Here is a 14,126-nt window from a genome sequence, read left to right as displayed (position 1 = left end):
GCGCGGGACCGGGCGGAGTGGTCGCGGACCTTGTTGTCTGAAATCTTGACGTGCGCGCGCGGGAGGCGCGCGGTGCACGTTGGCAAAAATTCTAGTTCAGCGCTTGAAAAATCTCAAAATATAGAATTAAATCCCACATACAGGGAATGTAGTGTGCATTTCGAATAGGCTTTCAGTTGAGCCTTCGAAGTGTTTTGTTCGCTCGGCGAAGCGCCGTGCATATCCCTATCTCCGACGCATCCGTGCCGCGGCGCCCGGTATGCTTGCTGATCTTTCCCATCGCGCCGCAACTTTGCCTTTGCCACATGACCGCCATCACACTGCCCCCCGAGCAACCTGCCACGCTTGACCCCGATGCCGCCGCGCCCGCCGGCACGCAGACGCTGATGCGCGGTCTTGCCGTGGTGCAGGCGGTGGCCGATGGCGCGCGCGATCTGAAGGAAATCTGCGCGCGCATCGGGGTGGCGCGCAGCACGACGCACCGGCTTGCAAGCTGTCTGGTGCAAGAGCGCTACCTGCGCGCACTGCCGGGCGTGGGCTACGTGCTGGGTCCCAAGCTGATCGAGCTGGGCTTTCAGGCGCGCGAGGCGTTTCCGCTGGCGACGCTGGCGCGGCCCTATCTGGACAGCCTGGCCGACATGACCGGCGACACGATCCATCTGGCCGTGCGCGACAACAACGACGTGCTGTACCTGGAGAAGATTCCGGGCAAAAAGGGATTGGAAATGCGATCGCGGGTCGGCCACCGGATGCCGCTCGCCGCGACCGGTGTGGGCAAAGCATTGCTGCTGGACGCGGATGAGCCGCAGTGGAAGGCGCTGCATCGCGTCGGCGCACCGGTGTCGTCGCGCGCGCCCGGCGGACAGCAGGGATGGGAGGCGTTCCGTGATCGCATGCGCGATTACGCGTCGCAGGGTTATGCGTTCGACCTGGAAGACAACGAGCCTTCGATCCGCTGCGTGGCAGCGCCCGTGCGCGACGCCTCCAGCGGCATCGTCGCCGCCATCAGTGTGTCGAGCACCGTGCCTTATATGTCGCTGGAGCGCATGCGCGAGATGGTGCCGGTGGTGCAGGGCGCGGCTGCGGGGATTTCGGCCGAGATGGGATGGAAGGTTGAGCGGGGCTGAGGGCTACTCAGGCAGATGATCCCGGACCGCGTGGCCATCGACGCGCGCTTTCGAGCCACTGGCGATCAGGCGCGCGCCACACGCTGTCTTCATGCCGTGCAGCGCCACCGGGACGCCATTGACCTTGTATGTCGGGCTGCCCTCGACGATGGGGAAGACGCCCTTGCACTTGGGGCAGGAGACCTGATGGCCGACGCCGGCCATGGGTCTGCCATTGAGGTTGGTGTGCGGGAAACCCTCGAGCACCAATCCGCCGTGGTCTGTGGTGTCGGCTTTGCGGATGATTTCTGGCATGTGGTTGTTGCCTCCGCTATAGCGCTTTGACAAGACGCCAGGTGACTATTTGGCCGTTCACTTCCGGCAAGAGGTCGTTGTGCATGAAGGTCTGCCTGCCTTGAGAAGGAACTTCTTCGCAGATCCAGATGCCGGGCCATGGGCAGGGCGAGCCGGAGAGCATGCGCAGGAAGTGCCGTTCGTTTGTTTTGACGTTGCCTGCCTCGTCGATTACGGCCTTGATTTCCTGCGGCGTATCGAAGCGGCGCAGCCAGAGGTTGCTGGTCAGCGGATTGAAGCGAATCTCGCCGGCGATGGAGCCGTAGTGGAGTGATCCGATGTCTTGCACGCGCAATGAACGGATGGCGTTGTTGACCTTTACGTAAAGTTCGGGAGTGGGGTCTGTCTCGGCTTTGCCTAGCGCGGGCCAATCACCGGCGCGGATGGCGGTGCCCCATTCGTAGGGGAGAAGGGCGATGCGTTCGTCGTTGAGCTTGGTCTTCAATTCTTCCGGCGTGCCCAACGTGGCAATCCAGTGGTGGGCGAGGAAGGTGTACCAGTTGAGATTGGAATAGCCGTCGCGCCATGCTTCGTTTCCTGTTGGACTGCACACATCTACTCCCCTGTATGCCCAAGCTGTTTCGTATTCGATGGTCTGGTAGTCCTCCCAATCGTGGCATCCTTGAATGCCCAACCCGGCCGCGCCATGAAGAGGGCGAAGCAGCGCACAACATTGCAGCAGGAACCTTTCGAGCTTTTGCTTGCCTTCCCCTGCAAGTTCTTCAATTGGCAGATATATGCGAACGGTGGTGAGTGCTTTGTGTATCTGCTCGATCCAACCGGCTGGAGAGTAAACACCGAACATATAGTCGCTGACATGTCCGAGGCTCAATCTGGACATGCAATCGAATTCGACGACATTCATCGGACTGGTGTTCACGATGTAGTCTCGATAGGCTTCAAAGCCCATTTTGGCGAAGGGCCGGACGATCATGCGCTTATCTTCGCGATAGCCGCCCTTGAGTTTGTCTCCATAGAGTTCGTAGTAAAGCGAGAATGCCTCCGCGATGCCTTTGCGGCGAACCGGTAGATAGGCGTCGACGAGATGAAAGATTGCAACGATCCCGACTTGCTGAACGAGTAATGTGTTGTCGTCCTCATCGGCAAAGGTGAAGTACCACCGTTCAGCGTCGAACTCATTGAAGAAATCGGTCACTTTTTCGTCTCCGGCGCGTCGGGCCAGAACAGATACAGCTGTTCCGTGCGCGGTTGGTGTCGTTGACTGGCTTCCCATTCTTGATAGGCCTGCCATTGGCGTTGAAGTTCGGGATTCAGTACGGGCGCGGAGCTGCCGTCTTCTGATCGTGCGTAGGCCATAGTGGCTCCAGCTGAACCAGTTCCTCCGATGAGACGGCCCCAGCCGATTAGGCGGCCGTAGTGCACCACTCTTGGGCCGGCGCTTGCAGTCAGTGTTGAACTGGGGATTGCCGCACTGCCTCCAGCAACCGTTGCCACGCCGGCGCCAATACCTGCCGCGCCTAAAATTAGGAACGGCCCGGTCAGCGAAAGCTCGATTTGCGCTCGCGCCCGAGCGGCCCTTGCATTGGCCTCGTGCATGTCGGGGCGGGCGCTCATCACAGGGGTTCCTGGAGGCGGCGGACTGACTTCAAGGACTTGCCGCGCGGCTTGGTGTTCGGCATCAATCAGTCCGACGACCAAGCCGTGCGGATCGGCCGAAGCTCTCAAGGGGAGCGACATGACTTGCGACACGGGCTTATAGACCGGTTCGTTCTGGGCTGCGGTCATCCATTCGCGACGCTGGTGCTTGTCGGCTTTATTGCATCGTTCGGTATGAAGCAATCGAAACTTGAGCCTGTCACCGGCAATTCTTTCGTAGGCCCATTTCTGATCTTTAGAGAGTGAATCCGCGCCGAATTTCATTTCGATCACACCGGCCAGATTCGGTTGACTGTATTGAGGCGCACCTCCCATCGTGTGGTTGATGACCCGAACAACGTCGGGAATCCGCATCGGGCTTGTCGGCGGTTTCTGAATATCCTGCCAAATTCCGTTTTCGACAGCTGGAGGTAACGGCACCGGAATCATTTGCTCTAGCTCCTTCAGCCCCAACAGGTCCACCGCGACCTCAACACTGCTGTACTGAGGAAACTGCCGACTGCTGATCCGCTTGTATTGAGACAGCGGAAGGGAACTCGGTCGATGCGGCTGCCTTTTGCTCATGATCGGCGCCGGCGGTGTCTTCGTCATGTCGTAGCCGACTTCGGCGCAGTAAGGCCAGCGATACTCAAAGAGCTCGTTGTCCGCCCGGATCATCAGCGCGACCGTGCGTTGATACATGGGCGCTTCGTCGCTGGCACGCCGGTACGGATTAGCGCTGGCATAGCGCGCCTTCTCGCACAGGTACCAAAGGTCAAGTGGGTTGGTCACGGGCAGCACCTGGCCCGATGCGTCAGGTTTGGTCGAGCCCCGGGTGCTGCCCCCGGGATTCTTCGGCCCGGTACGTACATGCTGGGTGGCCATGGTTAAGCCTTTCTCCTTGATGGAGTTGTGGATGAGTTTGGCAGGGCTATGCTTGTCGGTACGCTGATGCACAGACCAGAAGCTGACCCGCTACAACGCTTTGATCAGACGCCAGGTAACTACCTGCCCGTTCACTTCCGGCAAGAGGTCGTTGTGCATGAACGTCTTCCTTCCCTGTGACGGTTCCTCCTCGCAGATCCAGATGCCAGGCCATGGACAAGGTGTGCCCGAGGGCATACGGAGGAAGTGACGCTCGTCTGCTTTTACGTTGCCCGACTCATCGATGACGGCCTTGATTTCCTGCGGCGTATCGAAGCGGCGCAGCCAGAGGTTGCTGGTCAGCCGATTGAAGCGGACCTCGCCGGCGATGGAGCCGTAGCGCAGAGAGCCGACGTCCTGGACTCGCAATGAACGGATGGCGTTGTTGACCTTTACGTAAAGTTCGGGTCTTGGGTCTGTCTCGGCTTTGCCAAGTGCTGGCCAATCACCTGCGCGGATGGCGGTGCCCCATTTGTAGGGGAGGAGTGCGACCCTTTCGTCGTTCAGCCTGGTCTTCAGTTCCTCGGGTGTGCCGAGGGTGGCAATCCAGTGATGGGCCAGGAAGGTGTACCAGTTGAGATTCTGGTAGCCCTGGCGCAAGTTTTTCTCTCCGGTCGGTCCGCAGACGTCTACCCCTCGGTATGCCCAGGCCGTTTCGTATTCAAGGGTCTGGTAGTCCTCCCAATCGTGGCATTCCTGAATCCCGAGTCCGGCCGCGCCATGGAGAGGACGAAGCAATGCACAGCACTGCAACAAGAAAGCCTCGAACCGTGCTTTCCCTTCTCCCGCAAGCTCTTCTACGGGCAAATACGCCCTTACCGTGGTGAGAGGTTTGTGAACTTGCTCATACCATCCGGCAGGAGAATAGACCCCAAACATATAGTCACTGACATGGCCGAGACTTAACTTGGACATACATTTGAACTCGACGACTCCCATGGGACTCGTGTCCACGATGTAGTCTCGATAGGCCTCAAAGTCCATTTTGGCGAAGGGCCGGACGATCATGCGCTTATCTTCGCGATAACCGCCCTTGAGTTTGTCGCCATAGAGCTCGTAGTAGAGCGAGAATGCCTCCGCGATGCCTTTGCGGCGAACCGGCAGATAGGCGTCAACGAGATGGAAGATGGCAACGATGCCGACTTGTTGGACGAGTAATGTGTTGACGTCCTCATCCGCAAAGGTGAAGTACCAGCGTTCGGCATCGAACTCTTTGAAGAAATCGGTCATTTTTTTGTCTCCGAGGCGTCGGGCCAGAACAGATACAGCTGTTCCGTGCGCGGCTGGTATCTTTGGCTGGCTTCCCATTCCTGATAGGCCTGCCATTGGCGTTGAACTTCGGGAGTCAGTACTGGCGCTGAGCTTCCGTCTCCTGATCGTGCGTAGGCCATGGTGGCTCCAGCTGGACCAGTTCCTCCGATGAGACGGCCCCAGCCGACAAGGCGGCCGTAGTGAACCATTCTTGGGCCGGCGCTTGCAGTCAGCGTTGAACTGGGAATCGCTGCACTGCCTCCAGCAACCGTTGCCATGCCGGCGCTGATACCTGCCGCGCCTACAAATAAGAACGGGGCGGCGAGTGATATTTCGATTTGCGCTCGCGCCTGAGCGGCCCGCCGATTGGCCTCTCGAATGTCGGGGCCGGCGCTCATCACAGGGGTTCCCGGAGGCGGCGGACCGACTTCAAGGATGTGCCGTGCAGCTTGGTGTTCGGCATCAATCAGCCCAACGACCAACCTGTGAGGATCCGCCGAAGCTCTCAATGGGAGCGACATGACCAGTGATACGGGCTTGTAGACCGGTTCGTTTTGGGCAGCGGTCATCCTTTCGCGACGCTGGCGCTTGTCGGCTCTGTTGCATCGATCCGTATGAAGCAAGCGGAACTTATCGCTGGTGCCAGCAATATCTCGGTATGCTCTTCTTTGGTCATCAGAGAGCGAGTCGTTCCCAAACTTCATTTCAATCACACCGGCCAGATTTGGCTGGCTGTACTGCGGCGCACCTCCCATCGTGTGGTTGACGACCCGAACAACGTCGGGAATACGCATCGGGCTTGTCGGCGGTTTCTGAATATCCTGCCAAATCCCATTCTCGACATCTGGCGGCAACGGCACTGGAATCATCTCCTCAAGCTCGTCCAGCCCCAACAGGTCCACCACAACCTCAACACTGCTGTACTGCGGAAACTGCCGGCTGCTGATCCGCTTGTATTGAGACAACGGAAAAGAACTCGGCCGATGCGGATGTTTCCTGCTCATGATCGGCGCCGGCGGCGTCTTCGTCATGTCGTAGCCGACTTCGGCGCAGTACGGCCAGCGATACTCAAAGAGCTCGTTATCCGCCCGGATCATCAGGGCCACCGTGCGTTGATACATGGGCGCGCCATCGCCTGAGCGCCTGTACGGATTAGCGCTGGCATAGCGCGCCTTCTCGCACAGATACCAAAGGTCGAGAGGATTGGTCACGGGCAGCACCTGACCCGAAGCGTCAGGTTTGGTCGAGCCTCGGGTGCTGCCCCCGGGATTCTTCGGCCCGGTACGTACATGCTGGGTGGGCATGGTTAAGCCTTTCTCCTCGATGGGGTTGCGGGTGAGTTGGGCAGGGCTATGCTTGTCGGTACGCTGATGCACAGACGAGAAGCTGACCCGCTACAACGCTTTGATCAGACGCCAGGTAACTACCTGCCCGTTCACTTCCGGCAAGAGATCGTTGTGCATGAACGTCTTCCTTCCCTGTGACGGATCCTCCTCGCAGATCCAGATGCCAGGCCATGGACAAGGTGTGCCCGAGGGCATACGGAGGAAGTGACGTTCGTCTGCTTTGACGTTGCCCGCCTCGTCGATTACGGCCTTGATTTCCTGCGGCGTGTCGAAGCGGCGCAGCCAGAGGTTGCTGGTCAGCGGATTGAAGCGAACCTCGCCGGCGATGGAGCCGTAGTGGAGCGAGCCGATGTCCTGCACGCGCAATGAGCGGATGGCGTTGTTGACCTTCACGTACAGTTCGGGGGTCGGGTCTGTCTCGGCTTTGCCTAGCGCGGGCCAGTCACCTGCGCGGATGGCGGTGCCCCATTCGTAGGGGAGGAGCTCGATGCGATCGTCATTGAGCTTGCTCTTCAACTCCTCGGGTGTGCCCAAGGTGGCGATCCAGTGATGGGCCAGGAAGGTGTACCAGTTGAGATTCTTGTAGCCCTCGCGGAGGTTTTTCTTTTCGGACGGTCCACAAAGATCCACTCCTCTGTATGCCCAGGCAGTCTCGTGTTCAAGGGTTTGATAGTCCTCCCAATCGTGGCATTCCTGAATCCCGAGGCCGGCTGCGCCATGAAGAGGACGAAGCAACGCGCAGCACTTCAATAGAAAGCTCTCGAATCGTGCTCTCCCTTCGCCAACAAGTTCTTCCACGGGTAGGTAGATCCGTACAGTCGTAAGCCTTTTATGGACTTGCTCATACCAGCCGGCAGGAGAGAAAACACCAAACATGTAATCGCTCGCGTGCCCCAGGCTGAGTGTGGACATGCAGTCGAACTCAATGACATCCATCGGGCTGGTAGCCAAGACGTAGTCCCGATACGATTCAAAGCCCATCTTGGAGAAGGGGCGAACGATCATGCGCTTATCTGCGCGGTATCCGCCCTTGAGCTTGTCGCCATAGAGTTCATGGTAAAGAGAAAGCGCCTCCGCAATGCCTTTGCGGCGAACCGGTAGATAGGCGTCGACAAGATGAAAAACTGCAACGATCCCGACCTGTTGAACGATGAGTGTGTTGTCGTCTTCATCTGCAAAGGTGAAGTACCAGCGTTCGGCGTCGAACTCATTAAAGAAATCGGTCATTTTTTCGTCTCCGGCGCGTCCGGCCAGAACAGATACAGCTGTTCTGTGCGCGGTTGGTGTCGTTGGCTTGCTTCCCATTCCTGATAGGCCTGCCATTGGCGTTGAAGTTTGGGATTCAGTACGGGCGCGGAACTGCCGTCTTCGGATTGTGCATATGCCACAGCGGCTCCCGCTGAACCAGCTCCTCCGATAAGACGGCCCCAGCCGACAAGGCGGCCGTAGTGCACCACTCTTGAGCCGGCGCTCGCGGTCAGCGTTGAACCGGGAATCGCTGCACTGCCTCCGAAAACCGTTGCCATGCCGGCGCCGATACCTGCCGCGCCTACAGTCAAGAACGGGGCGGCAAGCGAGAGCTCGATTTGCGCTCGCGCCTGAGCGGCCCGCCCATTAGCCTCTCGGGCGTCGGGTCCGGCGCTCATCTTTGGGGTTCCCGGAGGCGGCGGATTGACTTCAAGAACCTGCCGTGCAGCCTGATGCTCGGCATCAATTAATCCAACCACCAAGCCGTGCGGATCGGCCGAAGCACGCGAGGGCAGCGACATGACCTGAGACACGGGTTTGTAGACTGGTTCGCGCTGCGCTGCGGTCATCCACTCTCGACGTTGGCGCCGATCTGCTCTGTCGCACCGATCGGTATTGAGCAGGCGAAATCTGTCGCTTTTCCCGGCAATGTCCTCATAAGCTGCCTTTTGCTCTGTTGACAAGGCATCCCTTCCAAACTTCATTTCAATCACACCAGCGAGATTTGGCTGACTGTATTGAGGCTCGCCTCCCAACGTGTGGTCGATGACACGCACCACGTCAGGGATCCGCAATGGGCGTTGCTGGACTGCCTGGATATCCTGCCAAATCCCGTTTTCGGCATCTGGAGGAAGCGGCACCGGAATCATTTCCTCAAGATCATCCAGCCCCAAGATGTCCACCACCACCTCAACGCTGCTGTACTGCGGAAATTGCCGGCTGCTGATCCGCTTGTATTGAGACAACGGAAAGGAACTCGGCCGATGCGGATGTTGCCTGCTCATGATCGGCGCCGGCGGCGTCTTCGTCATGTCGTAGCCGACTTCGGCGCAGTACGGCCAGCGATACTCAAAGAGCTCGTTATCCGCCCGGATCATCAGGGCCACCGTGCGTTGATACATGGGCGCGCCATCGCCTGAGCGCCTGTACGGATTAGCGCTGGCATAGCGCGCTTTCTCGCACAGATACCAAAGGTCGAGGGGATTAGTTACGGGCAGCACCTGACCCGAAGCGTCAGGTCTGGTGGATCCTCTGGTGCTACCCCCGGGATTCTTTGGCCCGGGTCGTGCAGTTTGGTTGGCCATGATTCAGCCTGGCTCCTAGTTGGGATTGCGAAGAAAATCCAGCGAATAGCTGCCACCGCCATCCCAATAGCTGGCGTCCAGATGCAAGAGATCGTCAGAGTCCGGTATTGCCGAAGCCTCCAGAGGTTCTCTTGCGTCGCTGGTGATGACCTGCGTACGGCCTTGCGCGTCGGTCCGTCCACGCACGATGTCGCCGCTGGCGCGGACGATCTCGTACGCGTGATCCGGCAAGATTCTGTTCGTGCTGGCGTCGCGCAGCACGAAGAACTCTTCAAACGGCCCGGGCCGGCCAGAGAATTGGCCCAGCGTGGGCACCATCGTTCCCGGCCCGGTCAAGTTATGGTCCGTTGCCTTGACGGTGAAGACGCCGGGCATGCCCATTTCGATATTGCCGCCAGCCATCTTGATATAGGCGCCGCCGCACAACAGGGTGATGTGTTCTTCGGCGGACACCGTGACATGGTTGTTGTTGGCGCGAACTTCCACGCTCTTGTCGGCATCGATACGGATGGCGTTGTGTTGCGCCTGCAAGAGCAGCTGGCCGGTATGCGCGATGTGGCGCATGTCTCCCCGTTGCGCGAACGTGCCCAGGCCATTGCCGGCGTTGACGACCACGCGTTCACCGGCTGTCAGTTGCAGGTTTGCGTGGGCGACGGCATCCAGATGCTCGCCCGCGCCCAACGCGATGGAAAGGGGCGTTCCGGCCGCGATGCCGGCGGGGGCGGAGAGCGCCATGACAGGCGCCGCGCCTTCGCCTGTGCCGCGGGTCTGGTCGTTGGCGCCATGGCCCAGGTCTCGCACCAATGCGGTCAGGTCCCGGCGGGGCTCGGCGTCGTGCGGGGCTCCTTGATGTTCACTGGCGTAGTTGCCCAGGCTGCGGGCAAGTTGTAGCGCTGCCTCCAGGACTGCCACGATTTCGTCGCGGTCGAGTTGGCCGCCCTGGGCGTTGGCTTGCGCTTCCGTGGTCAACAGCAGGCCTTGCGCTGCGCGCAGCGTCCCGTGCAAGTCGGTGCGCAGTTCGAAGCCTTCGCCGCGCGGCGCGCCGCCACTCGGACGCGGATGGGTGAGGTAACCCAGGTGCAGGTGGCTTGCGCCATGATCGTTCATCAGGGCGGCGCTGATTTGGGATGGCGTGTCATCCAGGCGCAGTTCGCTGGCCCGCTTGCCCTTGTGCTCCTTGCTCTTGACGGTTGCGAGGTCTTTGAACTTGGGAAGTTCGTATGGCGGCAACTGCAGGCGGTTGTAGACGCGGCCGGTGATCACGGGCTGGTCCGGATCGCCGTCGAAGTGCGAGACGATGACTTCCTGGCCGATGCGTGGAATGGCCATGTGCCCCCAGGTGGCGCCGGCGATGTTCTGGGAGACACGAATCCAGCAGGAGCTGAACCCATCATGTTTGCCCACGCGGTCCCAGGGAAACTGGACCTTTACGCGTCCATATTCGTCGGTATGGATTTCTTCGTTGGGTGGACCGACCACCACGGCGTTCTGCGGGCCATCGACGCGAGGCCGGGGCAGCGGCTCGGCGCGCCATTCGGCATCGTCCGGCACCAGTTCGGCTTCGTAGCGGTAATGCGTACTCGACTGCGCCTCAGCGCTTTCCTCGGCCTGGCTGGTGTGCTGCCTGCCCCGGTGGACGATGCGTACGGGGCGCCAGCCGCGATTCATGTCTTCGCGCGGATGACCGGCCAGCGTGAATGAAATGCCCGGCTGCAAGCGGGCATCGTCGCCTTCGACCAGCGCAATGCGCGCATCGCGGCGATGGCCGCGCAGGCGGTTCTCGGCAAAGGGCTTGCCGGCTTCATCGAACTTGGCGCGCGCCGGATAGTCGTAGCGCTCGTAGCGGCGGCCCTGGTGGTTCAGGTCTTGCCCGTCGCGGCTGTGCTGGTGCGCGTATTGCGGATGGTGGAAGGTGTAGTCGCGCTGCGTCTGGCGCGCGGTGCGCACGTTTTCTGTGTACGCGAAGCGCCGCAGTGCGGGCTGCGGCTGATCCCCGCCGGGTGTGGGGTTGTACTGGACCGGTTCATCGCCCACGCGGCCATGGATGAACAGGCGGTCGCTGTGGACCAGTCGATGGCCTTCGGGGCTGTGGCGGAAGGAATAGAAGAAGCCTTCCTCGCGCATGATGCGCTCGACGAAGTGGTAGTCGGTGTCGCCGGCCTGCACGCAGTATTCGCGGGCCTGGTGCTCGGTGGTGTTGCGCTGCTCGTAGTCTTGAGTCAGACCATGCGCTTTGAGCACTGCTTCGGCGATCTGCGGGACCGTGACGGCTTGAAAGATGCGCCAGTCGGCACTGAGTTTCAGGCGCGCCAGCCGCGGCTCGACGACTGCGCGATAGCGGGTGCGGCGAAAGCCTGTGTCGCCCTGGACAAATGAAGACACCGCGCCATGCACGTACCGCGCCGGGGTGTCGCCATGCCAGAGAGTGAGCAGCGCGGCGCGGTCCAGCACCTGGGCGAAGTCGATGGCGGCGTTGCTGCTGGCCAGTTCCACTTCAAGCAGGAAGGTCTCGGACAGGCCTTCTTGCAGGGAGAATTCGACGACCTCAAAGGATTCGTCGCCGACGGTGAACGTGAAGCGAAGATCGGATTGGATAGGTATGACGTGCTCCCGCAACGACAGACCTTTCCCTGCAACGGTGAGCGTCAGGTCCGCCTATAGGCAAGCGTCCGCCGCAATCGGAGAATTGCAATGGACTCGCATGGCATGCGCTTCCATTTCGTCATACCGGCCAATTTCTGGGTATCGAACCGTTCTTATATTTGTCGGCAGGTGCGCTGAAAACGCGCGGAAACAGCCGGGCGCGATGGTGTCGGCCCGGATCTGCAACGTGGCATTGCATGATGCGTGTTCGGCGCGGACGTGCAGCCCCTCGCTCACCGCTACTTTGCGCCGCCGCGGTGCTCGATGGTCGACAGCATCTCCAGCAACACGTCCATATCCACCGGCTTGACCAGATGCGCGTCGAAGCCGGCTTCCATCGAGGCTCGGCGGTCTTCTTCCTGCCCCCAACCGCTAAGCGCGAGAATCGTTGCGCGCTGGCCCCAGTCCAGGGTGCGGATGTGGCGGCAGGCCTCGTGGCCGTTCATACCGGGCATTCCGATGTCCATGAGGATCACTTGTGGCCTGACCTGCTCGCCCACGGTGATGGCTTCTTCGCCATCGTACGCAGCGGTGACGTCGTGGCCTTCAATGGCGAGCACCGCAACCAGGGACTCGACGGCATCGCGGTTGTCATCGACAACGAGCACCTTGCTTGCCACCGGCGACAGCGCGCCGGCAGGGAGTTGCGGCGCCACCTCCTGAATGTCTGTGACCGGCAGCCGCACGACGAATGCGCTGCCTTTGCCTTGACCGTCGCTGTGCGCGCGCACCGTGCCGCCGTGCATCTCGACCAGGCGTTTGACGAGCATCAGGCCGATGCCCAGTCCGCCCTGCGCGCGTTCCAGCGTTCGATCGACCTGCGTGAACATCTCGAAGATACGGTCGAGCTGATCCGGCGGAATGCCCGATCCGTTGTCGCGGACCGTGATGTCGACGCTGTCCTTGCCGGGCTCGACGAAGAGTTCGATGTCGCCGCCGGGCGGCGTGTATTTGGCCGCGTTGGACAGGAGGTTGCCGAAGACCTGTGTCAGGCGTTCGGCGTCGCCGTGCAGCATGATCTGCGCGTCGGGCTGCACCAGTCTCAGCCGGTGGCCGTGCTGTTCCAAGGCAGGCTTGCACGACTCGACGGCATGCTGCAGAACGGAGTCGAGCGTGAGGGCGGTCAGCCGAAGTTCCAGCTTGCCACGATTGATGCGGTTGACGTCGAGCAGGTCGTCGACCAGCCGGACCAGCTGGCGCAGCTGGCGGTCCATCACTTCGCGGGCGCGCGCCGTCATGCCGGGGTCGCGTTCGGCGCGCTTCAGCACTTCCAGCATGTTGCGCAGCGCGGCCAGCGGATTGCGCAGCTCGTGGGCCAGCACGGCAAGGAACTCATCCTTGTGCCGCCGTTCGCGCGCCAGTTCGGACTCCGCGATATGGCGTTCCAGCAGTTCGGCGGCCTGCCGCGCCAGCAGGTCGATGTAGCGCAAGGCTTCGGGTGTGGGGCCGCCGGGCCAGCGGTAATGGTTGTTCAGCATGCCCAGCAGTTGGCCGCTGCGGCTGAGCAGCGGCGTGCATTGGATCGACCGGATGTTGTCTTCCATGACGATCTCAAGCCCCAGCGTGCCTTGCAGATCCGTCAGTTGCTCGACATCGGGCACGACCAGCCGTTCCAGGTGCTGGGCGGCTTCGGCGCAGCTTGCGACCCAGCCGTCTTCGGCGAAGTGTTCGACCAGGCGCGCGCTCAGGCCCTGGTGCACGGCGATGCGCAGCGTGTTCTTTGCCGGATCGTAGATCTGGATGTTGCCTTTTTCCGTTCCGGAAATGTCGGCGGCGGCGGCCAGGATCTTCTTGAGCAGCGGTTCGAATTCGCCGGGGCCGACAAGTTCGGCGCTCAGTGCCTGCAACCGGGATAGCGCGTTGACCTCGTTGCGCAAATCTGCCGCGGCGCGGTCGCGTTCCACGACGATGCTGGTTGCCAGCGCACCGAACTCGGCGACGCGCTGTTCCCACGGCGTGCAATGACGCACCTGCGGCAGGCAGAGCAGAAACCAGCCGACCGGCGTGCCGTCGGGCGCCATCGCGGCGCGCGCGTGGCAGGCGTGGATGCCGTTGTCGCGGCAGATGGTGCGCCAGGACTCGGCCCACGTCGTCGACTGCTCGATGTCTTCGCTCTCGACGGGGTTGCCTTGCCGGATTGCCGGATCATCCGTCGCAAAGAGCGCCTCGTGGATCGGCAGGCCGCGCAGGGGGCAGGCGATCGAGGCGGGGAGATGGGTGGAATAGGCGTCGCCGACGGTGACGCGATCGGAGCCGGTCAACAGGACGCATGCCCGGCTGCCGGGCGCCAGGCGGCAGACGGCTTCGGTAAGCGCTTCCAGGCATGACCCCGTTGGGGCCCCCGAAGCGACAAG

At 61.1% G+C, this 14,126-nt stretch carries 10 protein-coding genes; 1 reads left to right on the top strand and 9 read right to left on the bottom strand.

The annotated features are described in order from the left end of the window. The first annotated feature begins 305 nt into the window (after window positions 1-305). Window positions 306-1,127 carry an IclR family transcriptional regulator gene (locus tag B3098_RS02130; protein ID WP_175122348.1) on the top strand — a complete coding sequence of 274 codons (822 nt, stop codon included), beginning with the start codon at window positions 306-308 and terminating at the stop codon, window positions 1,125-1,127. A gap of 3 nt (window positions 1,128-1,130) precedes the next feature. Here B3098_RS02130 and B3098_RS02125 read toward each other — a convergent pair whose 3' ends face one another. From B3098_RS02125 to B3098_RS02085, 9 genes are all read right to left on the bottom strand, one after another. Continuing rightward, window positions 1,131-1,421 carry a PAAR domain-containing protein gene (locus B3098_RS02125; protein WP_286890467.1) on the bottom strand — a complete coding sequence of 97 codons (291 nt, stop codon included), beginning with the start codon at window positions 1,419-1,421 and terminating at the stop codon, window positions 1,131-1,133. Window positions 1,422-1,437: 16 nt separating this feature from the next. Beyond that, window positions 1,438-2,616, bottom strand: coding sequence for a type VI immunity family protein (locus tag B3098_RS02120; RefSeq protein ID WP_286890466.1), 1,179 nt, complete (start codon window positions 2,614-2,616; stop codon window positions 1,438-1,440). Continuing rightward, window positions 2,613-3,941 (bottom strand): hypothetical protein, encoded by a 1,329-nt coding sequence (locus B3098_RS02115; RefSeq protein ID WP_286890465.1) that lies wholly within the window; start codon window positions 3,939-3,941, stop codon window positions 2,613-2,615. The genes B3098_RS02120 and B3098_RS02115 overlap by 4 nt, the downstream gene beginning before the upstream one ends. 90 nt (window positions 3,942-4,031) lie before the next feature. Then, complete coding sequence (locus B3098_RS02110) at window positions 4,032-5,210, bottom strand: type VI immunity family protein (protein ID WP_286890464.1); 1,179 nt, start codon at window positions 5,208-5,210, stop codon at window positions 4,032-4,034. Then, the gene (locus tag B3098_RS02105; RefSeq protein ID WP_286890463.1) at window positions 5,207-6,535 is read right to left on the bottom strand and encodes a VRR-NUC domain-containing protein; all 1,329 of its coding nucleotides are present in this window, start codon (window positions 6,533-6,535) and stop codon (window positions 5,207-5,209) included. Before B3098_RS02105 ends, B3098_RS02110 begins: the two co-directional genes overlap by 4 nt. A gap of 90 nt (window positions 6,536-6,625) precedes the next feature. Beyond that, window positions 6,626-7,804 (bottom strand): type VI immunity family protein, encoded by a 1,179-nt coding sequence (locus tag B3098_RS02100; protein ID WP_286890461.1) that lies wholly within the window; start codon window positions 7,802-7,804, stop codon window positions 6,626-6,628. Next, a complete protein-coding gene (locus B3098_RS02095) occupies window positions 7,801-8,946 on the bottom strand; it encodes a VRR-NUC domain-containing protein (protein ID WP_286890459.1) in 1,146 nt (381 codons plus the stop codon). The genes B3098_RS02100 and B3098_RS02095 overlap by 4 nt, the downstream gene beginning before the upstream one ends. Window positions 8,947-9,144: 198 nt before the next feature. Beyond that, entirely contained in the window at window positions 9,145-11,745 is a 2,601-nt protein-coding gene (locus B3098_RS02090; protein ID WP_286890457.1) for a type VI secretion system Vgr family protein, read from the bottom strand. A 266-nt stretch (window positions 11,746-12,011) separates the two neighbouring features. Beyond that, window positions 12,012-14,033, bottom strand: a complete 2,022-nt coding sequence (locus tag B3098_RS02085) for an ATP-binding protein (RefSeq protein WP_286890456.1) — start codon at window positions 14,031-14,033, stop codon at window positions 12,012-12,014. Window positions 14,034-14,126 lie beyond the last annotated feature (93 nt).

Source organism: Achromobacter sp. UBA2119 (genome assembly GCF_002331005.1).
GTDB lineage: Bacteria > Pseudomonadota > Gammaproteobacteria > Burkholderiales > Burkholderiaceae_B > Achromobacter > Achromobacter animicus.
The sequence above is the reverse complement of the archived record's forward strand: the minus strand, read 5'-3'. Positions and strand labels throughout refer to the sequence as shown.